Annotated in this window: 18 protein-coding genes; 9 read left to right on the top strand and 9 right to left on the bottom strand. The window is 38.6% G+C overall.

What is annotated here, in order from left to right:
* The 4 genes from ABDW32_RS04060 to ABDW32_RS04045 all read left to right on the top strand — a co-directional run.
* A partial coding sequence (locus tag ABDW32_RS04060) for a hypothetical protein (protein WP_343559649.1) occupies positions 1–205 on the top strand: 205 nt, incomplete at its 5' end.
* 72 nt (positions 206–277) lie between these two features.
* Complete coding sequence (locus tag ABDW32_RS04055; protein WP_343559646.1) at positions 278–814, top strand: DUF2004 domain-containing protein; 537 nt, start codon at positions 278–280, stop codon at positions 812–814.
* An 86-nt stretch (positions 815–900) separates the two neighbouring features.
* Positions 901–1,728 carry a hypothetical protein gene (locus tag ABDW32_RS04050; protein ID WP_343559644.1) on the top strand — a complete coding sequence of 276 codons (828 nt, stop codon included), beginning with the start codon at positions 901–903 and terminating at the stop codon, positions 1,726–1,728.
* Between the two features lie 275 nt (positions 1,729–2,003).
* A complete protein-coding gene (locus ABDW32_RS04045) occupies positions 2,004–4,823 on the top strand; it encodes a thiopeptide-type bacteriocin biosynthesis protein (RefSeq protein ID WP_343559641.1) in 2,820 nt (939 codons plus the stop codon).
* On the opposite strand, the gene ABDW32_RS04040 is transcribed toward ABDW32_RS04045, so the two are convergent.
* Both ABDW32_RS04040 and ABDW32_RS04035 read right to left on the bottom strand, forming a co-directional pair.
* A complete protein-coding gene (locus ABDW32_RS04040; RefSeq protein ID WP_343559638.1) occupies positions 4,812–5,522 on the bottom strand; it encodes a LytTR family DNA-binding domain-containing protein in 711 nt (236 codons plus the stop codon). The two genes, ABDW32_RS04045 and ABDW32_RS04040, sit on opposite strands and share 12 nt — an antisense overlap.
* A complete protein-coding gene (locus ABDW32_RS04035; protein ID WP_343559635.1) occupies positions 5,515–6,603 on the bottom strand; it encodes a histidine kinase in 1,089 nt (362 codons plus the stop codon). The genes ABDW32_RS04040 and ABDW32_RS04035 overlap by 8 nt, the downstream gene beginning before the upstream one ends.
* A gap of 818 nt (positions 6,604–7,421) precedes the next feature.
* On the opposite strand from ABDW32_RS04035, the gene ABDW32_RS04030 reads away from it, so the two are divergent.
* Positions 7,422–7,727, top strand: a complete 306-nt coding sequence (locus ABDW32_RS04030) for a DUF6520 family protein (protein ID WP_343559632.1) — start codon at positions 7,422–7,424, stop codon at positions 7,725–7,727.
* 45 nt (positions 7,728–7,772) lie between these two features.
* On the opposite strand, the gene ABDW32_RS04025 is transcribed toward ABDW32_RS04030, so the two are convergent.
* The 6 genes from ABDW32_RS04025 to ABDW32_RS04000 all read right to left on the bottom strand — a co-directional run bounded on the left by ABDW32_RS04025 (position 7,773) and on the right by ABDW32_RS04000 (position 16,760).
* A complete protein-coding gene (locus ABDW32_RS04025; protein ID WP_343559630.1) occupies positions 7,773–9,239 on the bottom strand; it encodes a thioredoxin family protein in 1,467 nt (488 codons plus the stop codon).
* A 1-nt stretch (position 9,240) separates the two neighbouring features.
* A complete protein-coding gene (locus ABDW32_RS04020; protein ID WP_343559628.1) occupies positions 9,241–10,626 on the bottom strand; it encodes a RagB/SusD family nutrient uptake outer membrane protein in 1,386 nt (461 codons plus the stop codon).
* A gap of 3 nt (positions 10,627–10,629) precedes the next feature.
* Positions 10,630–14,178: a SusC/RagA family TonB-linked outer membrane protein gene (locus ABDW32_RS04015; RefSeq protein ID WP_343559625.1), complete on the bottom strand. Its 3,549-nt coding sequence runs from the start codon at positions 14,176–14,178 to the stop codon at positions 10,630–10,632.
* A 179-nt stretch (positions 14,179–14,357) separates the two neighbouring features.
* On the bottom strand, positions 14,358–15,521 hold the full coding sequence (locus ABDW32_RS04010; protein WP_343559622.1) for a FecR domain-containing protein: 1,164 nt from the start codon (positions 15,519–15,521) through the stop codon (positions 14,358–14,360).
* Positions 15,522–15,620: 99 nt separating this feature from the next.
* The gene (locus tag ABDW32_RS04005; protein WP_343559619.1) at positions 15,621–16,196 is read right to left on the bottom strand and encodes a sigma-70 family RNA polymerase sigma factor; all 576 of its coding nucleotides are present in this window, start codon (positions 16,194–16,196) and stop codon (positions 15,621–15,623) included.
* Positions 16,197–16,382: 186 nt separating this feature from the next.
* A complete protein-coding gene (locus ABDW32_RS04000) occupies positions 16,383–16,760 on the bottom strand; it encodes a hypothetical protein (RefSeq protein WP_343559616.1) in 378 nt (125 codons plus the stop codon).
* A gap of 72 nt (positions 16,761–16,832) precedes the next feature.
* On the opposite strand from ABDW32_RS04000, the gene ABDW32_RS03995 reads away from it, so the two are divergent.
* The 4 genes from ABDW32_RS03995 to ABDW32_RS03980 all read left to right on the top strand — a co-directional run bounded on the left by ABDW32_RS03995 (position 16,833) and on the right by ABDW32_RS03980 (position 21,247).
* The gene (locus ABDW32_RS03995) at positions 16,833–17,702 is read left to right on the top strand and encodes a LytTR family DNA-binding domain-containing protein (RefSeq protein WP_343559614.1); all 870 of its coding nucleotides are present in this window, start codon (positions 16,833–16,835) and stop codon (positions 17,700–17,702) included.
* A 739-nt stretch (positions 17,703–18,441) separates the two neighbouring features.
* Positions 18,442–19,302 (top strand): hypothetical protein, encoded by an 861-nt coding sequence (locus tag ABDW32_RS03990; RefSeq protein WP_343559612.1) that lies wholly within the window; start codon positions 18,442–18,444, stop codon positions 19,300–19,302.
* 42 nt (positions 19,303–19,344) lie between these two features.
* Entirely contained in the window at positions 19,345–20,463 is a 1,119-nt protein-coding gene (locus ABDW32_RS03985; protein ID WP_343559611.1) for a lipid A-modifier LpxR family protein, read from the top strand.
* A 157-nt stretch (positions 20,464–20,620) separates the two neighbouring features.
* Positions 20,621–21,247 carry a hypothetical protein gene (locus tag ABDW32_RS03980; RefSeq protein WP_343559609.1) on the top strand — a complete coding sequence of 209 codons (627 nt, stop codon included), beginning with the start codon at positions 20,621–20,623 and terminating at the stop codon, positions 21,245–21,247.
* Positions 21,248–21,278: 31 nt separating this feature from the next.
* Here the strand turns inward: ABDW32_RS03980 and ABDW32_RS03975 are convergent, their stop codons facing one another.
* On the bottom strand, positions 21,279–22,082 hold the full coding sequence (locus ABDW32_RS03975) for a helix-turn-helix domain-containing protein (protein ID WP_343559607.1): 804 nt from the start codon (positions 22,080–22,082) through the stop codon (positions 21,279–21,281).
* Positions 22,083–22,107: the final 25 nt, after the last annotated feature.

Here is a 22,107-nt window from a genome sequence, read left to right as displayed (position 1 = left end):
CGTTTCAGGTAAGAAGGGGGAACTGGAACGTATCAGATTTGAGTATAAACTGGATGAAGATAAGCTAACCAGGAAATTTGTCCTTGAGCCCGCTATCGTGGAAGAGTTTATGGAAGAGTTTGATCTGGCCACAACTATGGATGACCAAAAGATTGAGATGGTACTGAGCAATAGAGACACCAGCAAGTGGCATATCTATATTTAACTCAAGAATGATTTGAAATATTCATAAGCTGTCGTTAGTGGTAGCTTATGTTTTAAACAAAAAACAACCTGTATGAAAAGAATATTGATTTCAATCCTGTTGCTGTTATTCACATTAGTATTGAGTTACGCCCAGTCAATTTCATATTTTGGGAAAAAGGCCGACTTAAAACCTGATCATTCCTACCGAATTGAGGAGATAGTGGGAGGGGATACTGTTATACTTAAACTAAAATTAGGTCGTAGAACTTTTTCTAAGAATGTCGCATTTAAGTTGGAACAATCATTTTTGACTAAGCTTCAGGAAATTGATAGAAATAATAAGGAGGTTGTCAAAAGAAACTACTTGGAAAATACTTCGGAAGCAGTAACTCTCTACTTCGATCATCATCATACGGAAATATATAACGACCAATTTCTAATTCAGGGTACTGTTGATGTACAAAGCCTTCTAAGCCGGTTACATTTAACTGAAGCTACCTTTTACCCGGATAATGCTGAAGCATTTGCAGTTTTTGACTATTCATTTGGAAGGGAGTTGACACAGTATGTACTTACAATAACCTATAACATTAAAGGTGAAATAGTTTCATTTTCTATGAATAGTTAGTGCAAAGAAGAATAAATAAACTACCTTTTTACTTTTGTTTTTTATTTCCTTACGAAATACTCAGTCTATAAACCAAGTGAATTTTTATGACGTTTGAATGTTTTGCAAGTAGTCAGAATAATACAAATTTGACTTTGCCACAAATTAAAAGAGTAAGTAAGGATGTTTTGCCGCTTATTTTATTTTTGGAATCCAATTTTTTTAAAAGAATTAGAGTTGATGGAGCTTCTGGACTAAGAATTTATTTTGTAGAGAATCTTATTGATGAAGAAGTGCAAGGTCCATTCAAAGGAATTCAATCTTGGATAAATTATTATATGCCGTTTAATTTTACCGAGTATTTCAATTTGAAAAATAGTCATTCAAAGAAACTGTTTCTAATTGATAAAATAAAAGCAGGTATTTTAAATATTGCTAATCAATTTAACTGGAACAGGGACCTCTTCTTACAAATCTTTGATGAAATTGATGCTTTGGAGGGTAAGCTAATAACATATTCTAAAAAGTATCGCTTAAAAGGGCTAAAAACCCAAGCTCAAATAGAGATTTGTTGTGAGACCGGATATTATCAATACAACTTATTATTGCTTGAAAAAGATAGTGTGATTAGCAAACATCATATAGTCACTTTAAACGCATATTACAATATCTTTTTTGAGGGTAACCGCATAATTTCTGAGATGAAATGGGAGGATGAGAACACCTTCGTTATTCTTGGAAAGAAAGGTGAACTGGAACGTATCCGATTTGAGTATAAGTTGGAAAAAGATACTTTAACCAGGATATTTACGGTGGAACCCGCTATCGTAGATGAGTTTATGGAAGAATTTGATCTCGCAACAACTACTGATGAACAAAAGATTCAAATTATTTTGAACAATATGGATACAGGTAAGTGGCATATCTATATTTAATTTCAAAATATGTCTTATCTTGAATTGAAAAGGAATAAAAATTAATCAGATGGAGGATTTTAGTTATGCTTGATAAAAGCCTAATAATCTACGGATTTTGGAGTAATAAGTAAGTGAAAACAGGCGGAAGCATTCTTGCTTCCGCTATTTCGTGGAAGATCATACTGTTTTTGATTTGCTCAAATCCGTCGTTTACATCAAAATAAATGTCGTTCATATAACAAATTAAGCCAAAGGCTGGGATAATTTTAAATTCCCTCAAATTATCCTCAGCTATGAAAATTGGAGTATTTGACCAGGTTATTTTCCGAATTCCACAGTTCCCTGTTGACGCGACATTCGAAGACAGCTGGGACGAGCTTAAACTATCCATTAAGGAATCTTCACCCAATTTCTATGAATTGGTCGGGAAATTGACTGCATCAGAAATTGCCCTACAACCTGAGCCAGTTCAGTTTACCATTGCAAAATACTTTAATCGTGCCCGTTTTCGACCAACCCCTTATGGGACATTTGCCAGTGTTGGAACTTGTCCAATCCGAAGGGAAAAGGTCAGCAGTATAATAATTGACGACAAACGACAAAAGACAGTATTTACAGACTGGAGCCAGACCGAAAAGTATCTTGATACATGGAGATCAGTACCGAAAAGCCAGCTTAGACTGCAGTCCAACACAACATGGTATGTTAGGGGAGATGTGATCAGATATGTGTACAGAAACGGAGACCGATTTGAGCTGAGCGAGATTGCCTATTATCCCGAAATTGAACAAATCCTTAAGCAATGTGATGATACCATTAACTACGATCAACTGCTGTTGGAAATACTGGGGGCAGAACTCGAAAGAGAAGTAGTCGAGGAACTGATTGAAGAGTTGATTAGTTCCCAACTGATCCTGACCAGCAATCATCCGAATATATTAGGCAAAGACTATTTTGCCCGAATTGGAAAGAAAGATGACCATAACAACCAAAAGTACACACTCTGTACAGCGCCATTGCATTCAGGATCAATACATTCAGGAATTACTAAAAACATACAGGAACTGATTACATTTTTAGAAGGAAAGATTGGTATTCCTGCCCGAACGGAAACCTTAGCCACATTTATCAGTGCATTTCGGAAAAAATATGATCAACAGGCCATTCCCATTATGGAAGCACTTGATCCCGTTACAGGTATCGGTTATGGAGATATGGAACAGCAATTGCAGGAATCCCCAATTGTCCAGCAGATCCTACAGCATAAGAAAGAGTCCGGGAGAAAAGCAGAAGAATCTGAATTTGGAAATGAACTATTGAAATACCTGGCTAAAACTAATTCATTTGATCAAATAGATCTTGCGGAAATTGATATGCCCGCTAGGACAACAGAAAGATTGCCCCTTCCGAACACCCTAAGTGCATTATTTAAAATCATTGACGGAAATATAATACTAGATCATTTGGGAGGAGCAACTGCAGCTTCGCTCTGTGGGCGATTTAACCTGGCAGATGATCAGATACAGGAATTGGGCAAATTAATTGCAAATACGGAGCAAAATGCCAATCCCGATGTACTGTTTTTTGATATTGGCTATATGGGAGAACCCTCGGTGGACAATATAAATAGACGGAGAACTACTTACGACTTCGAGGTGGGCATCCTCAGTTTTGGAGATAGATCAACCCGGTTGAAATTATCCGATATATACCTGAAAGTGGAAGGACAGGAGCTATTTTTATTTTCAGCATCCCTTAAGAAAAGACTTGTTCCCCGTTTATCTACTGCTTATAATTATACCCGTTCAGATCTTTCCCTGTTTCGGCTGTTTTGTGATTTGCAGAGCCAGGGTTTACGCCATAGTATAATGCCAGACTGGAAAAGGATCTTTTCAGGACTGGATAAGACACCACGAATTAGTTTTAAAAATATGGTTCTGCAACCAAAAGGAGCAGAGGTTACTTACAAGCCACATTTTGATCAGGATTCCGAATTTGAACGCTATTTAGCAGATTTGAAATTAGGTAGATATATTAAAGCCGGATATGCAGATCAGACGCTACAGATTGACAGCCTTAGCATTGAGGATCGATCCCTTTTACGGTCTATACTGAAAGTAAAACAGAGATTATGGTTACAGGAAGCAATTGTAGAACAAATGCCGGTGATAAAAGATCTGAACGGCCGGGGATTCAAAAGCGAGTTCCTGCTATCCTTTTACCATAAACAACAGATTTATGCGCCAATAAAAAGCCTGCAATCACAGTATTCTGCCATTCGAAGTTTTATTCCTGGAGGAGAGTGGCTCTATTACGAAATCTATTGTCATCCTGCAGTAAGTAATGATCTTTTAGGACATATAAGTAGTCTAATCTTAAGCCTCAATAATCATATAGACTGCTGGTTTTTTATCCGCTATGATGAAGGAGGAAATCATATCCGCTTAAGGATAAAAGGAAAAAGCCTCCAAGACAACTTTAAGATATTTACTGACTTTGGCCGATTCTCTCAGCCTTTATTTTCATCTGGCTTAATTGGAGACATTAAGATCTGTACCTACCAACGGGAGCTCGAGCGATATGGAACTGCCGATATAGAAAACGTAGAAAAGCTGTTTTGCATAGATTCCAATGCTGTGATTGAAATACTGTCCACTGGCCTGGAAGACATATTGATTTATGATTCAGTAATAGAAAAGATGAAGCGGGTAGGGACATCCATTTTTGGCTACACCGGTCTTGCAAGCCTGCTTAAGGTAAACCTCTCCTGGATGGCAGCGGAACATAAAATCAGCACAGTAATTTATAAACAGATCAATAAGGAATATTTAAAAAAGGCCAGGAATGCCGATTTCGCCTCAAATGAGAAAACGTGGACACAAAATAGTGCCCTTTTTGTTGACTGCATGACCAAACTCCTTAAAACGGTAGAAGCGCGAAATCAAATGCGGCTATTTACTGACTTGTTTCACATGCATATAAACCGATGTTTCGCAGATAATCAGCGCGTACACGAATTTCTGATCTATGAAAACCTCTCGAAGGAATTAAAATTGCAAAGGTTTAGGCCAGTATCACTGAATCATTCAGATAATAGTTCCTTAGGGTTTTAAATGTGACACCAGTTCATTTTTGTAGACCCTACCTACCGGAATCTGTGCACCATTAGTCATTTTAACTGATAGAGCAGTACCACTTTCCAGGTGTGCGAGATTGATTATATACGATTTATGTATCCTTAAAAACCTGTCGGCAGGCAATTGCGCCGACAGCTGGTTCAGCGTGCCATAGACCATAATCTTTCCCGTCGATAAGTATATCTGAGTGTAATTGGAATCTGCTTCCAGGTATTCAATATCACTCAAATTGATCCGGTTCCAGCTGGATTTACCACTTCCTTTTATGTAGATTTCCTGCCGTATAGGTGCAATGTTACCAGGGAGATTATCCTTCTGGATCAGGTTACGGACCTTGTCAATAGCTGCCAGAAAACGGGCAGGTTTGATAGGTTTAAGGAGATAGTCAACCGCACCCAGGTCAAATGCTTCAAGGGCAAAATCTCTGTGTCCGGTAGTAAAAATAACCTTGGTTTTGCTTTCCAGCATACCGGCTAGTTCAACCCCGGAAATTCCGGGCATCTCTATATCCAGGAAAAGGAGATCGATATCAAGCTTTGCCTCCCGATAATCCTTCAGGAAACGCAAAGAACTGGTTTCAGTACCCATCAGCTGCAAACCTTCAGTACTTTCAATAAGGATCTTTAAGACTTTGAACTGAGAAGGAAGGTCATCAACAATGTAACAGTTAATCATGGTCGATAAGTTTGATTTTCAGGTAGAGGGTGTACATACCATCCTTAATGCCTTCTTGCAGCTCAAAACGACCCGGAAAGTAATATTTAAGTCTTTTGCGCAGATTTGCCATACCGAGCTTACGTCGTTTCTTGTATTGGATTTCATTTGGTTTGTTATGAATATTAATCAGAAGTCCGTCCGTTCGCCCGGAGATCTTTACAATCGGCCTCGCAAATTCATCCTCAAAATCACCATGCTTGAAGAGATTTTCAATGAGCGGAACAATAAGATTGTGAGGGAAAGGTAAGTCCATCAATTCCCTTAAAATGCTAAATTCAAAGTGTCCAATGGTCTTTCCCTGTTCCTGGTACAGTTCAATGACATGGAACAATAGTTCTACCTCATCGGCGAGCGTAGAAACAGATAGCGGATCGCTGCGGAGCATGATATGCTCCTGTATTTCGGAGAGCTGGCATACCAGTTTGGAAGACTGCGGAGCTGTTTCCATAATATCGCCTTGCACAGTATTAAGGATATTGACCATAAGGTGCGCATCCATTTGTACTCCCAGTAGATGAGACTCCAGTTGTGCATTTTGTTTTTTTGCCAATAAAAGGTTTTTCCTGTCCATTTCCCTTTCTTTATTGCGCTGGAGCAATAATTTAGCTCCGAAATATAGCAAGGCATATACAGAGAGATATCCGTGGCGATATAACGATGTCAGAAAAGCAACAAGGATCTGCCTAGTTGATAAGTCTTTGCCAGCAATAAAATATGCAATGACCATTACCAGTACAGTAACTATTGCCGCAGCCGTTAACCAGAATACTATCGCAATCAGTTTGTATGGCAATCCCGTTTTTGGTTTTGTAACAAAAGGCAGGATCAACGTAACTGACAGCACAACATATATTAAGTCGAGTAGATAGTAAAGGAGAAATATTACCATCTTGGCTCCAGTGCCTAATTGCACAACATGCTGATACTCCAAAGATATATATACGGTCAGGAATAATAGGACAATAAAGCCTAACATTATTTTGCTGGTCTTGTCACCAGCAGGCCTGTTGTTGTTCGCAGAGGAAAATGTGCCGTTCATATAAAAGAATTTATAAAGGGTAAGTAGATAGTTATTTTTATATCATACTTAATTATTAAACATGGTATGAAAAAGAACAAATTATCATTGAGAAGACGTTCCGTCTTCATGTTTGCCGCTAAAAGTAACACTGGCAGCAACCAGGCTCCATCCACATCAGCAACGGGCCATCCAACCGTTACTTTTCTTTGCATGGGCTAAACCCTAAGTCAATTTGGTAACAGGAAGCCGGGAATTATGCCCGGCTTTTTTGCTGAGCCAAAATTTATTTTATGTCGTTCACATAGCAAAACATGTCGTTCACATAGTATTTCCTACCGTTCACATAAAGGTTGAATTGTCCAATTTCTCGTGTTAATTTTTCGATAGTTTTCTGTTTTAATTTTGGTATTGAAATCAGTTAGAAGTTTTGTTAAATCTCTAAATAGTGAGAAATAAAATTAAACGATGATGGACTTGGTACCCGATAATTTTGTCCAGGCACCACGTGTCTTTCAGGATAGAATGCAATAAAATAGGTTGTTTTCTAATATTGCAGATAGGGTTATATGATGTAAGCGCAGGCATTATAAAGTTGTTAAAATTTTAACAATCGCACAAGTAAGCATAGATTTATTAACACAATATTGTGAAATACCTGTACGAAGTAGTGAAAAGACTAAAGGTGAATTGTTCATATTAAAGCATAAATACTTACGTAAGAAGGCGTAGCCGAAAACCTGTAGAAAAGAGTAGGCCCAATTTTCCTTACCTAAAAACCGGTTGCCTTGTAACTGGTCCTTAAGTTTTACTTCCTTAATTATTTAAAATTTAAAGACATGAAAAAATTAATTTTATCAACAGCCGCTCTGATGCTGGCTACAGCATTCTCTTTTGCAGGTACTCCTGAAACAAAATCCGAAGCAAAAGCAAAACCTGAAGTAAAAACCGAAACCACAACCCTGGTGTATCACTATACTGGTAAAGATGCCCAAGGTAGAATCGTTTTCCAGGAAGGCCCAGCGACCGATTGTAATAACCAGGGTAGCGTACCTTGCCTATGGGAAACGTCATCGCCGATGAGCTCTCCTCAAACAGAGGCATATATAAACAGTAATGCTACGGTTATTGAAACACGTAACTAAGTCTGTTAGCAGCATTATAATGGAGGAGCTTTTGCTCCTCCAATTTTAGTTAAGGTATTTGTTCAGTGTATTTCGCAATAATTCAGTTGTTGTCCTTAAGGTAATGTTATTATACTCGAGAATGTTTCCATTGGGATCAACAAGTAAAACGAATGGATAAATATCAATACCGATGTCTTCAGCAAACTTGTGGCGATAAGCTAAAGGACCTGTGTTTAAGTTTATAACGCGTTCATTTGTATAACGGTTTAATGGTATTGATTTTTTCCATCTATTGAAGTCCCGATCTGCTGATATGGAAACAACCGCAAATCTTGGATCGTCTTTAAATTCTTCTTCTATATGCGAAAGCGTATTTTGGTAATACCGCAGGCAGCCACCACATCCAATATACCAAAAATCAATGAGTAGGTATTTTCCCCTATATTTTTTAAGGTCAACTTTATAACCTGAGGTATCCAGAAATGTATATCCGGCCAAATTTCTACAGGTCTGTTGTAAAAATTTTTCCAGCAATAGATTATAGGGAAAGGTCTTTACCGTATTCTTCAGTAAGGGAAATTCTTTTTGATCACTCGTTATCCCATATTGTTGTAACAGAGATATTAGGATGGATTCCTTTTGTATTCCTGAAAAGTGGTTCGATACCTCAACTATGGATTCCTTGAGTATCGGTTTGTTATTTTTCAATAATGCAGTCACATAAAACAGTCCACCTATAAACTTTTGAAATTTCTGTGACGCCGCCATTGCTTCGGCAACGACCGGAAATTGCTTCACAGGAAGAAGCAAACGGTGAATACTGTCTAAAAGCTCCTTTCTTTTTTCAGCACTTTCCTTTGCATTGTTTAACTTTAAGTAGGTTAAATTCTCAATTATTGGTTCATATCTGCTCATTAATATATCCGTTTTTAATACATCATAAACGACAGCTGTAATCATTTCCTTTTTAGTATTCAAAACAGAAATTAGCCGGTATTCCTTAGTTTCGAGATATTGTAGAGAGTCAGTATCCGTCCATTTTTTAGTTTCGGTAGTAAGAGCTTCGTCGTATATTTTTCTCAACTCCTTTCGGATTGCGTACTGTAGATTGTACTTTTCTGAACCTGGACCGGTAAACAAAGCATTCGATTCATAATCATTGAGTAGCTGATTGTCTTCTACCTTGAGCATAATTTCATCCCCTTTTTCCCAGTAGAGTTGATTGGCGATCATTCTATGATCGTTTTTCTTATGCGCCTTGTATTTTTCTATTGATATTGATCCAAATTCAAATTCCTGTTCCATATCGAATGAACAAATACCATTCTGGTCCACAATTGCCATTTGAAGGAATTTAATGGACTCGTGTGGTTTGAAGTACAACGTTAAGGTGTCTCCCGGTTTATTTAATGTATAATCGACCTTAACTTTTATGTTATGCTTTTTCTCAGGTTTCTTTTGTCCGTATCCCCATAAGCAGGAAACTAAGCATAGTATCGCTGGGACAAAGTGTAGTATTATCTTTTTCATATTATCTCTGATTTTGTTCCAATCCGCTCATTCTGATTTCATTATTAGGAATAGGTAAAACATATCTTGGGCTTCCAGGTTCGATGCTATATTGTTCCCCTTTGTACGTCCTGGTTATTGTTGTAGCAAAATTGGGGTCAAGGTTTAATCGTCTGAGGTCTTCCCACCGGGTATTTCCTGTACGAGGTAATTCTTTCCTTCGCTCCCTCAAAATGATTTTGAGTAGTGCTAGCTGATTATCTTCTGTTATAGTTGGGGCTGTTCCTGTTTTATATCGAAGGGAAAGTAATTTGTTCAAATCTGTTCTGGCCTGGGCTAATAAATTTAGTCGTGCATTTGCTTCCGCTCTGATTAGATATACCTCATTCGTACCGATTCCTGAAAAATCTGTCCGTGCGCCGTTGTAGGATCCTACAAAATTTAAGCGGTTTGCAGATTTCCCAAAGAAGAATGTTTTACGAAGATCATTATCTTCATACAGGTTATATAGATCCTGACTGGCCTGAATTCCCTGACCCAAAAAAGCCTGATCGAAATTATTGGAGTATTTAAATGCATAAAATAGTATTTCAGGATTTCCGACTCCATTAGCTTTAAATCTAAATGCCATTGAAGTGGATACCTGGCTTGGATCATTAAAATCAATTAAGGTTGATTTCAGGGAAAGAGCAGAGTCTGCATAGAGTTTGGCGTTCTGATAGTCCTGCATATTAAGGTATACCCTTGCCAGCATTGCCAGTGCGCTTACTTTTATTGGTCTGGTATAATAGGGGGCAGTAGCGGGCAAAAGGGATGATGCCTGTTTCAAGTCCGAAATAATCAGGTTATACACCTCTTGCAGATTTGATCGCTGGGAAAGCATATTTACATCTGGCTGGGTTCTTATAGGCAAGCCTAATGCTGTACCAGCGCTTTGGCTTTCATATTGTGGGCAAAATACCTGGGCTGCGCTATAATAAGCATATGCCCTGTAAAATAAAGCCTGACCTCTAATATTGTTTAATGCATTATCTTTTTGACCTGATTTGTCAATTCCGTCCAATGCAATATTAGCGTATTCAATTACAGAATATGGGAAAGCCCACTGATTGGATGATTCATTATACCACGGAATATCTTTTTTCCATAAATATAAACTGAGTTCAAATTCCTGTAATGTTCCTGCAACATCATCGCTGATATAAATATTATCTGTTCCTGAATTACCAACATAGGAATAGCTTCTGTTCATCGTATTTGGATTGTCCAAAATAGCCTGAAAATCGGTGGGCGTTTGAGGTACCGATAGTCCCTTATCTGATTTTTGTTCCAGCCAGTCTTTTTTACAGGCAGAACTGGCTAAAAAGAAAGGCAGGCACAGTATGTATAATAAAATTCTCTTTTTCATAGTCTAAAAATTTGCATTAATACCAATGGAATAGGTACGGGGTACCGGGTAATTAATCACTGATGGATCAAGACCATTTTTATTTTTCCTCCAAATAATACCGACGTTATTAGCATAGAAAAACACATTCATTTTGATTTTCGGGGAATTAATTACCTTATTTAAATCATAGCCAAGCCTGATATCCTGAAGGCGTATATGATCTCCCGGAGTGATGAGTGCTTCGGAAAGCTGATAAAAATAAGTGCGTGTGTAGTTTTCAGGAAAGGAAAGAGAGGGAACATTTGTATGTTGCTCATCACCCGGTTTTTGCCACCTGTTTAAATAATCAGTATGACGTTGAAGCGTCAGCATGGAGGAATAATTAGGATCAATAGAACTTCTTCTAAAGACATAATCTAAAAAGTAGGTAATGTTAAAAGATAGGTCAAAGCCTTTGTAACTAAAGTCGTTCCTTAGAGAGCCAAATGAGGTTGGCGTCCTATTCCCAGAATAAACTATAAACTCTTCTTTAAGATTGGCAATTATAGATGCATAATCTTCGCTTTTTGCGCCTTCGAACCAGCCTACTGGATTCCCATTTTCTGGATTTAATCCTTCCCATTTATAGGCGAATAGCGCATTTAAGGGACGGTCAACCATTCCTCCGAAACCTGAAATGGATGAATAGGGGGTATCATATTTTAAGATTTTATCCCTTACCAAACTATATTGCACAATAGATTTCCATTGCAGTTCATTATTTAACCAGTTAACGGTAAGGTTTAGATCAAGTCCTTTAGTCCTTGTCTTCGCGGTATTTGCAGTATATGTTGTGAATCCGGTTTGGGGCGCCAATCCTGTCGGTTGTACTAGATCAATACCGGTTTTATGATAAAATTCTATAGTTCCGGAAACAATATTGTCTTTTGTCCTGAAATCAACACCCACGTTAAGATTTTTTACCCTTTCCCAGCTTAGCTCCGGATTAGGAGCGGTCAAATTCGTTATATTTGGAGCTCCCGTAAGTAACGCCGTACCGTAACGACCGGTCAGTAATGCGGTTCCAAATCGATAGGTATTACCATTAAATCCATAGGATGCCCTTAGATTTATATAGGGAAGGAAGCCCGATTGGTAAAAAGATTCATTGCTGATTTTCCATCCAGCTCCAACAGACCATAATGGGGTAAAGCGGTTATTCACTTTTGCTCCAAAAAGGTTTGCACCATCGGTTCTCACACTGGCCGTAAGCGTATAACGATCATTGTAGTTATAGGAACTATTGGCATAATAGGAAAGAAACCGATTGGTGATTCCATATATGCGTCCTGCTGGAGCGGGTAGTCTAGACGATCCTGCCGGACTTGTAGGAAAGGAGGTGACATAATCAAGCGCCATATTTGAAGTGCCGAACTGATCATCATATCCTAGTAAAGTCTGTCCGGTACCATCTGTCTTTAATTCTCTGGATTCAAATCCAGCTAAAGCTGTTACAGAGTGTTTTCCAAATGATTTATCATAATTAACCTGGCTTCTAAAATTCCAGGAAGTCCATGTATAATCATTTAAATCAAGTATATCTCCTTTGGGAAAATTACTGGTAATGGTTTTTGTCGATGGATTGTATACCGAAAACTTGTTATACAGATTTCGTACAAAGTATGTATCCTGTGTCTGTAGGTTACGACTTGATATTCTTTGCTCTTCAATTTGATAATTGATTGTTGCACTTAATTCAGGTAGTATTTTATAAGATGTACTGAGCTTTGCAAGAATGCTATTCACATTAGTCCGGTTATCGGCTAAGGCCAGTTCCTGTAATGGCCGGTATCTCCAGTCCTTAAATCCCTGCTCAATTGTTTGTGCTAAATAACTTTCTCTAAAACTATATAAAACATCGAGTGGATTGCCTTGCTCATCTGCCAACATTGTATAGGGCAGATAAGATCCTGAATATTTAGGGTTATTTATCGCATATTGACTGAATCGGTTATTTAAGTCACTATGGGATTGCGCATAATTTAGTCCGGCAATGATCTCCAGGTTTTTAATGGGACGATAAGTATTGAGCGTATTAATAGTTAAACGATCAGAACCATTACGAACCAGTTCATCTTTATTTTTATCGTATCCTGCACTAAGACGATAGGTGATATTAGAGGTACCGCCACGCATAGCTAGCGAGTATTGCTGCTTTAAAGCTTTTTGATAGATGTATCTGTCCCAATCCTTTCGAACATCTAAGTTCCTTAAGACATTGAGCCTTTTCTGACCTTCCGTATCAGTTATGGTACCTGCTTTGACCAGGTTCATTATTTCTACAGAAGGGCTTATCACCGGATATGAAGAATTATCCATAAGATCAGAGTCGAAATATCCCTGGTCAAAGAGATATTGCTCAATATCGATAAAATCTTTGGATGAAAGAAAGTTTTGATTGTAGTATACATCCGGCCTGTCTGCAACGGTAACATTAGACGAGAGGTCTATTTTAATGGCTTCATTTTGCTTCCCACGTTTTGTGGTAATCACGATTACACCATTGCCGGATCGGGCACCCCAGATAGATGCTGCAGTTGCATCTTTCAAAATGGTAATATTTTCAATGTCATTTGGATTGATTGAAGACAGTTCTCCTTCAAACGGGAAGTTGTCTAAAACGATCAGCGGATCAGTAGAGGAAAGCAACGTACTTTTCCCTCTTATAGTTAGTCCGGAAGAGCGGTTATTAGGATTGGTCTGAATTTCCCCATTAAAATTGCCGATTTCATCTTTGGCAAGTCCTGGGACGATCCCATTTAACCGATCTAATATATTTGTCGAAACAGAACGGTTAAGTAACTTATTATCTACTTGAACAAAGCTGCCCACCGCTCTTTCTTTAGGTATAGATTGATATCCGGTATTGATTACATCCGCAGTTTCCATTACAATATTGGAAGGAGTGAGGTGAATATCCCCGATACTGCCTTTAACTTCAATAATTTGTGGCTCAAATCCCAGCATCTTAATACTAAGTCGCTCCCCATCGTTTACGGCAATTTCAAAAGCTCCTGATCCCGTGGAACTTGTAGCTAATCCATTGGCTGAGGAGATGGTAGCGCCTGCGAGGGGATTTCCAGCCTGATCAAGTATGCGGCCTGATCTTTTTGGAGGCTGTTGCTTTTGGTTTTCAGAATCATTTTCCTTTGGTGGCCGTTGACGGATAATGATGTTCTTGCCTTTGATCTCATATTCAAGATCTGCCGGTTGACTTTTGAAAATTTCCTTTAAAGCCTGATTAATAGTAACCCCTTTAAGGTTTATAGAAACAGGCCTTGTTTTAGTCATTATAGAACTAGGGGCCATTATAATATAATCTGTCCGTTCACGCAGCTTTTTAATAACCTGCTCTAAAGACTCATTTTTAGCGGTGAGATTAATATCCTGTGCTTTTATAGTGCTGCTCGCGGCGAATAAAGAGACACAAAGGGTGAGTATCCTTATCGATTGTGCATAGGAGGGTAGCTTCTGTTTGCTTTCCTGCGGGTTGAAAAACCTACCGCCCATAGAATGAAGTAATCCATTCATAATTGTTTAGTTAATGGATACGGATTACTGCTGTTGACAATAAGGGCAACAATGAGTAAGTTTGTATCCGGGTTAAAATTGTTAGTTTGTCAGAATTATTTTTTTTACCCGATACCCGCCGGGGTTGCGCTAACAATCCCGGCATTTTTATGGTACCCTGGCAAACATATGAAACGTCTTTATTGCTGTTTTGCTGTAATCCTCCTTCCTTGTATTTTAAATGAAACTCCTGTGAGGTCCGAAATTGGTTCCAAAATTTCGGATAGTTTTCTGTCTTTAGGAATTTCCATTAAGTATGTTTCCTTTGATAGGTTTGATGGATAATTAATTTCGACATCATACCATCGTTCGAGATGTTTAAATATCTGAGGTAATGATAAATGGTTGAACACAAATAAATTTCTTGTCCAACACACATAATCGTCGGCAGTTACTTTCCTAACTTTAAACTGTCCCTGTTCAAAGCTTGCCTGCAAACCCGGAGTGAGTACTGTTCCTTTAGCTGAATTTAATAAAGCATTTACAGAAACCTTTCCCTCCAGTAAGGTAGTTTCTATCGGTTCATTGCCATAAGCATGGATGTTAAAATGCGTACCCAGTACGGTGACAACCTGCGGCCCTGATTGCACCTTAAATGGTTTGCTGGCATTATGACTGACTTCAAAGTAGCCTTCTCCGGTTAGCTGCACTAACCGTTCTTTTCCGGTAAATCGGGTTGGATACGATAAATCCGATCCTGAATTTAGCTGTACCTTTGTACCGTCTGATAAGATTACCGTATAGGTTCCACCATTGGGAACATGAATTCGGGCTTCCGTCACCTGATCCGTGGAAGCAATCTGCTCGCCATCCCGATAAGATATGCCACCATCGCCTGTTCGCAAGCCTGCCTGATTATCTTTTAACTCATACTGTTGTCCATTGGATAGCGTTAAGGTTGCTTTGTTAGTTCCAGGCATAACATCTGATCCATATTTACTGGTGAGCTTTGGCGCCGGAGGTTCGTTGTTTTTAACCATAAAGGTTATGGTCATGCCGATTACTAGCAGAGCTGCAGCAGCGGCGGCGATCCATCTAAATTGTAAAATGCTTCTTTTTCTGCTGGTAGCCGCTGGCAATTTCGCTTTTATATTTACCCATGCGTTTGTAGTCACGCGGTCTAGTTGTTCTTCTGCAGTTTGGCCAGCTTCAGGTCTTTCAGGTTGAAGGTAGTTCTCGATGAGCCCGTCCAGTTCCTCGCTATTTCCGGTTGTTTCAAAATAATCATAAAGTTGACGGGTTTCCTCGACGCTTGCAGCGCCGGAAACGTATTTGTCGAATAGCTGTTTAATATTCTGCTCCATGATCTTTTGATTAGGTATATATAGGAAATAGCCCTAATCAGAAAATAATAGCTATAAGCAATAAAGAAAAATTGAATATTTCCAGTAAGATGCTGGTTATTAGCTTAATAAAATTGCAGCAATCAAAAGCGATTGGCCCACCAGTACAGCTTTTAATTGCTTATTGGCCTGCTGCATAAGCTGATTGATAGTATTAGGGCTGATGCCCAAAAGTTCGCTGATTTCTTTGTAATTGCGGCCTTCAATCTTGTGGAGGGTAAATACTTCCTTTTGTCTGGGCGTTAATTTGTCCAAAGCAGATTCCAGAACCAGTTTTGCTTCTTTTTGGTTAAGCTGTAGTTCGATAGGTGAATATGCTTCCTCGAAAGTGTTGTGATGATGATACGCCTGGTCCATTAAGGCTTTTCTAAAGCTTTTTTTGCAATAGTTGGTGGCAATGGTATAGAGAAAGGCACCAAATGAAAGCTCGGGATCAAGACGATCCCGAACTTCCCAAACTTTTAGAAAGACATCCTGTAAGATATCCTGGGCAAGTTCTTCAGATTTAAGTAAATGTAGTAGTCGTTGGGCCAACTTCCTTGCATACTGTACATATATTTGCTCAAACGCAGCCTGATCACCATTTCGCACACGGTCGATAAGATCTTTTTCAAAGTGGCTTTTAACGTTAAACATCGCTCAATCAGGTTCTTTTTCATTAAAGCGGATACGGCAAAAATCGATTTGAGGAAATGGTCTATGAGTTTCGTGGTAGCAATTATGGTCTGTTCAAATATCAGCATTGCTGCTGTAATCTGCAAGTGTAATTGTCATTTTTGTAATAGAGGATATAAAATAAGCCGGAAACCCGGCTTGAATAAACTACAATAACCTTGAGGAAATTGTCATTTGGATAGCTCCGTCCATCTCTTTTGAATCATCATCATAGCTAACATTTCCAAATAGGTTTTGCCTTAATTCCTTTGCCCTTCTTGGCTCCGGATTGCTGGGAAGTGCCGGGAAAACAATCGGCCCACGTGTGATCAAAGTGCTTGCGAGTGCGTAACCCCACAATTTCTGTACCTTGTGTGGTGCAGAGGCAAGGTATTCAATTTGAGCAGCGGTTAATTCAAATCTGCTCGTCATCCATGATACATAATCCGATGCAACCTGGTCTGTCTGTGCGATAAGTTCAGCATCTGTCATTGAATAGAGGCTTGCAGAGACTTCTCCAACTCCCTCTGGTGTTAGTTTTGGCATAATTGATATTTTAAATAAAATATTAATACAATAATTATGCCTTTGGCAATTTGTTTGCTTAGGAATTTATCTATGACTAACGAAACAACAATTTTAGACCGCTTTATTTTTCGCCTTATTGCTGTGCTTACGGTGGGACTATATGTTTCAGAACTGGGTAGCAGGCAGAGCATTTTTGAAAGACTGCTCACAAAAGAGTTCTATTATGAATACGGTGTTACAGTGCTTATTTGTCTGACCGTAACTGAATTCACTTACCACATCAATCGTGTTTTGAGCCGAAAGTACCCGCTGCACGACCAGACAGGACTCAGGATATTACTACAGGTATTATTTGGTTTAGCCATACCTGCAGTCATAGTTTTCCTGATGGCGGCTTTATATTTCGGCATAAATGGCATAAATATTTTTAGAACGGATTACCTGATCTTTGTTTTCCCTTTGGTGATCGTTTTGTTGATCCTTCTTAATCTCCTGTTTATTTTGGTTCCTTATTTTGTACATGCCTACAGGTTGCAAAAGGCTAATGCCATCGATAACCACAACCCTTTAGTACAATCCGGATCATCGGGAGCTCAAAGTCCTATAAAAGCCTATGACGGGCTAACTGTTGTGCTGGTCAATCCTGGCGAAATCCTTTCTGCCTATATCATTGGAGGCAAAGTTGTGCTGCAGATGATCGAAGGAAGGGAGTTACTAACAGATTATACCCTTGACGAACTGGAAGTCTCCTTGCCAAAAGATGGATTCTTTAGAATTAACAGGCAACTCATCACCAGCAGGCGTGTTTGCAAGGGGTATAAGGCCCTGGAATATGGAAAGCTTGAAGTAGAAATGGATTTTTCTGTTCCCGTAAAGCCGATTGTCAGCCAGTTGAAGTCAAAACGGTTTAAAGAGTGGATGGAGGTAGTCAGTGAGCGGCAAGTTCCTTACAAAGGGTAAAAAGGAAGACTGGTATGAATACCATGCCCGCCTGTTTTGTTTTTAGTTTGACCACTCTTGGCCGATTTTATAAGTCTAGGCTATTTACTTTTAGGTATTAAGCTGTACCATAATGAACTAAACATTCATGGTAGCAAAAAACCTCCTTGGACAAGGAGGAGGTGAGTTGTATAAAAGAGTGTTTACCTGATGCAAAGGTATATGATTTTTATAGATCACAAATGGGGGAATAAAAATGAAGTCTGTTTAAACTAGGTGATCAGATTTATATATTTAAATATTTCTCAATTACTCCATTGCTCATTTTCAATTATTTATCCGAACTGTTTTATTTTGTGATTTTTCCTGATCCAAACTAACTCCAAATCTCTTTGGTTACTGAATTCCTAAAAACGGCTTTGGCTGTAAATAGGATTATAAATTATTCTATTTTTATCTCAGATTTGAGACGTGAGTCTGTATAAGAGTTGAGTAGGGCCTGCAAAAAGCAGGTCCTTTTTAAGTTCTATAAAAATGGAAAGCTTTAAGTTGAAATGGATAGCCCGTTTCGGTAAAGTAACTTGCCAGCAAGCATGGGGGCGGAGCACTTAAAGAATTGAGGTACTCAATAACATTCTATTATCGAGAAAACAATCAATAAAAAGCTTGTACAAGCGTGTGAATTAATTTTCATTAAAATCCTTGTAATTGAATTTTTCTAATATTAGATTAGTGTTGTCAAACCATATTAATCTAAATTATGAAAAGAGTTCTACTACTATGCACTTTGTGTGCCTTATCAATCCCTGTATTCAGTCAGGTTGATACCCTACATGTAACTTCAAATGTTGCAATTTTAAAAGTACAAAACCAAAATTTATCTTTTTATTCTGATGACGATGATGGAGATGAGGAGGATCAATCTTCATTTCATGCATTAAATGCACTCCTTTCTTTCAATTTTTCAGGGAATAATAAGGGACTGTCCAATTTAACCCCTATTGTAAATTATGGCTGGATAGAACAATGGAAGTTAAAGGAAAAGTCAAAAATTGCGTTGGAGATCCAGCCTTATGCTGGTGGACAAATTAATATGAGGGGTTCCTCATCATATATTCCAGGATTAATGCTTCCAGGAGTTGCAGGAATTAAAGTGGATTTATCCTATAGATATGAGAATAAAGAAGGCTTTTCTTTCATGCTTGCACCGATAAATTTTGGATACAAACTGATTTCTAATTTTGCTGATACTACCGTAACTGTTGCTCAACATAATCTCCGTACTATCGGAGCAATCCAATTCAAGGATAAGTTTACCTTTAGTGTTCAGTATACCTATGGATGGCATAATTCTATTTCAGAATCCAGTAGTGCTTTTCGATCCATATTTGGTAAGGATGCCACGGATATCCAATATTTGAATCTAAATCTACAAACCAAGTTGACTAATATTCCATCAAAAATGCCGACATACCTATATATAGAATGGCGCGGCCTATTAAACTCAGATAAGTATAATTCATTTCAGAATACTAGAATCATATCCATAGGGTTGCGATCTGAAATGGGATTTAAATTTAGCGGTAGTGCAAAGAAACTTACTAACTCTTTTATGTTGTAAGATATCATTAAATCATCCTTTACTTTTCCTTAATCTCATTTTATGATCGCAAATAAATTTTATACCACCGTGTTTTGTTTGCTAATCTCCTTTTGTAGTTATTGCCAGGAAGAAGCGGCGAATAAAGAGCAAAACAAGCGGAAGTCATTTCGATTATACCTGGATGAAGATATCAATCCGCTCCAGTTATTTCCCTCCGCAACTGATCAGAATTATACATTAGGACTAGGGTTTGGATTCTCCAATTCCAATTACATAAACTCCCCCGTATTTTATCCAATTAGAAAACTGGATCAATGGATACTGGGCAAAAGCAATACTGCGCATGATGATATTGTACCGATTGATCCATCATGGATGGTTAATGGTGTTGCATTCACTCCTGACAACCTGAGGGCCAAAGATCCGGTTTACAATGACCGGCCATATGCATTTCTTTTAGGACTGTCCACCAGAAGGGGGTATGTTAACGCAAATAAGGGAACGGCGTTCCACACTGAACTAAATATTGGAGCTTTGGGCCTTCCCATAGGAAAATGGGTACAGACGGGAATACATAAGGTGATGAATGATCATAATACGCATTCTCCTTATAATCCGGAGGGTTGGCATAACCAAATTGCCAACGGTTTTTCTCCGGTCTTCCTTTATTCTGCAGATTTGGAGAAACTGATCATTGGCAATGCAAATATTGAGCACGGCGAGCGTTCCTACTTTAATCTTAAAGTCGGGGGTGGTAGTTCCGTAGGATATTATACCCAAGTTCATGGTATGGCAACGGTAAGATTTGGATTTTTAGATTCCAGAAAATGGGTTCAGAATTTCAATCCACTAGGAAACATGAATCAAATATATGGTAGTCCGAAAAAGGAACTGTGGGAAATATATCTCTTTGCTGCAGCACGACCAACATTCATGGCCTATAATGCAATGTTGCACGGTACGCCACTTAGGTCATCGGTTCATGAACTCTCCTGGAAGCAAACCAATCCCTGGATTCTCGAATGGAATACAGGAATACAATGCCACATACCATTTAATAATTCCCGCTCTATGGACATTACCTGGGCAATTAATTCCGGGCGAACCTCAGAATTGAAAACCGATTTGAAAAGAACACATTTTTGGGGTGGAGTTTATTTAGTGTATAACTGTTTTTAAAAAAATGTGTGCGTAAACGGAGTATTGACTATCAGCTTTTTGGTATGGAATCCCGTTGTGTATGAACACCAAAAGACTACTGATGGTCAAAATGGCTCTGATAACGTCAAACAAGCTTTTGGAATTTGTGTTATTATGTACATTTAACTGTTTTCATATGAAAAAAATCATTTTTGCCCTTGGGTTATTATTTCCTGTCCAGATATGCTTAAGCCAGAAGATAACGGTTAAGGCCCACTCTGTTGTTGGCTACGGACAGTATACCGAGTTTGCCCAAAAAGCTTTTAAGGCATTGGAACTGGTACTCAATTCCGATGAATTTAGAGAGGGTATTAAGACGATGAAGGCTGAGAAGACTCAGGGTTATACGCCCGAGAAACTATATGAGATTATAATGCAGGCGAAAGAGAAAACAGTTCCGACGGACAGCACTGCTACCGATGGGATAGTGGACCTCTGGGTAAGAACCCTTGATGTTAATGGAAGAGATTCCAAATGGAAGGATAATTGTGAAAATCCATCTATATTTGGGAATCAGACGATCGGCATTGATGGCGCTGGAGATGGATTTATGGCTATTTGTCCATCCGCATTAGAACACTGGGCTTCAACAAATGATATTGCTGCATTAGCTGGTCATTATGCACATGAATACATGCATGTACTTGGATTTGATCATTACAGATTAATTAGTAGTCAAAGTTGGAGAGAAAGAACCTTTGTGTATAAGGTCGGATACCTTGTAAGGGATCTGGTAAAAAAAATGAATTCTGCTAGCCCATAACGTAAAAGCCGCATAATCTGCGGCTTTATTTTTAATGATTATGGGTGTCAATTTTCGCTTCGATTTTTTCAAGCCTTGATAGGACAATCTGTAAATCAGCAGGCATTTCTGGTATTACTGTGGTTGCAAATGAATGATATTCCCATATTTCACAAATATCCTCAAACGGTACCGTAAATGGCGTATAGGTCTTATTCCACGATCTACATACTAATTGCCTATCCTCTAAAACAGCAATTTCCTTAAATACAATATCCTGGCCATTTAAAACTACAATGGCGAGGGTTCCTTCTTTTATGTTCGTCCAGTCTTCTATAAACCTTCCCGTAACGTCCATTTTTTCAGGGAAAGGAAGCATGGAATCTCCCTCAATAGGAAAAGTTCTATAAGTGCCAAATTTCGGTAAGTCGGGACGTGAGTATTTCGGCAACTCCGCTAAAAACTCTATATCGGCAAATCCACCTGCAGCATAACCGGCGCGTCCTTTGATAGGAACATACTCCACGTTCTCGTTATTATTTGGATCAACAGTAATTGCCAGGACGCGTATGTTCCCCCCTTTAATGTATATATCGTCACCGTTCTCCAGTTCTCGCAGCTTCAGTTCACCAATTTTGGATAGGTCAATTTGTAACAACGTATCAATGCTGAGCCGGTAAAACCTTGACAGCTTCAGCAGCTCGTCCATGCTGGGGGATTTGGTTTTACCATTTTCAAGGTTGGTATATTTTATTCTGTGAATACCCAAAGCCACAGAAACCTGTTCCTGAGTGAGTTTCCTTCGGTTACGCAGGAATCTCAAATTAGAGAAAAAATAAATTTTTTGCGTATTCATTTTCACATGTTTATATTATGAACAT

Origin of the sequence: Sphingobacterium sp., assembly GCF_039596235.1 — a bacterium.
GTDB lineage: Bacteria > Bacteroidota > Bacteroidia > Sphingobacteriales > Sphingobacteriaceae > Sphingobacterium.
This window is presented reverse-complemented; position numbering and strand designations above follow the sequence as displayed.

Bases quoted from the DNA above. Each gene is read 5' to 3' on its own strand.
- ABDW32_RS04055 (WP_343559646.1), top strand. From the start codon at position 278: ATGAAAAGAATATTGATTTCAATCCTGTTGCTGTTATTCACATTAGTA.
- ABDW32_RS04050 (WP_343559644.1), top strand. From the start codon at position 901: ATGACGTTTGAATGTTTTGCAAGTAGTCAGAATAATACAAATTTGACT.
- ABDW32_RS04045 (WP_343559641.1), top strand. From the start codon at position 2,004: ATGAAAATTGGAGTATTTGACCAGGTTATTTTCCGAATTCCACAGTTC.
- ABDW32_RS04040 (WP_343559638.1), bottom strand. From the start codon at position 5,522: ATGATTAACTGTTACATTGTTGATGACCTTCCTTCTCAGTTCAAAGTC.
- ABDW32_RS04035 (WP_343559635.1), bottom strand. From the start codon at position 6,603: ATGAACGGCACATTTTCCTCTGCGAACAACAACAGGCCTGCTGGTGAC.
- ABDW32_RS04030 (WP_343559632.1), top strand. From the start codon at position 7,422: ATGAAAAAATTAATTTTATCAACAGCCGCTCTGATGCTGGCTACAGCA.
- ABDW32_RS04025 (WP_343559630.1), bottom strand. From the start codon at position 9,239: ATGAAAAAGATAATACTACACTTTGTCCCAGCGATACTATGCTTAGTT.
- ABDW32_RS04020 (WP_343559628.1), bottom strand. From the start codon at position 10,626: ATGAAAAAGAGAATTTTATTATACATACTGTGCCTGCCTTTCTTTTTA.
- ABDW32_RS04015 (WP_343559625.1), bottom strand. From the start codon at position 14,178: ATGAATGGATTACTTCATTCTATGGGCGGTAGGTTTTTCAACCCGCAG.
- ABDW32_RS04010 (WP_343559622.1), bottom strand. From the start codon at position 15,521: ATGGAGCAGAATATTAAACAGCTATTCGACAAATACGTTTCCGGCGCT.
- ABDW32_RS04005 (WP_343559619.1), bottom strand. From the start codon at position 16,196: ATGTTTAACGTTAAAAGCCACTTTGAAAAAGATCTTATCGACCGTGTG.
- ABDW32_RS04000 (WP_343559616.1), bottom strand. From the start codon at position 16,760: ATGCCAAAACTAACACCAGAGGGAGTTGGAGAAGTCTCTGCAAGCCTC.
- ABDW32_RS03995 (WP_343559614.1), top strand. From the start codon at position 16,833: ATGACTAACGAAACAACAATTTTAGACCGCTTTATTTTTCGCCTTATT.
- ABDW32_RS03990 (WP_343559612.1), top strand. From the start codon at position 18,442: ATGAAAAGAGTTCTACTACTATGCACTTTGTGTGCCTTATCAATCCCT.
- ABDW32_RS03985 (WP_343559611.1), top strand. From the start codon at position 19,345: ATGATCGCAAATAAATTTTATACCACCGTGTTTTGTTTGCTAATCTCC.
- ABDW32_RS03980 (WP_343559609.1), top strand. From the start codon at position 20,621: ATGAAAAAAATCATTTTTGCCCTTGGGTTATTATTTCCTGTCCAGATA.
- ABDW32_RS03975 (WP_343559607.1), bottom strand. From the start codon at position 22,082: ATGAATACGCAAAAAATTTATTTTTTCTCTAATTTGAGATTCCTGCGT.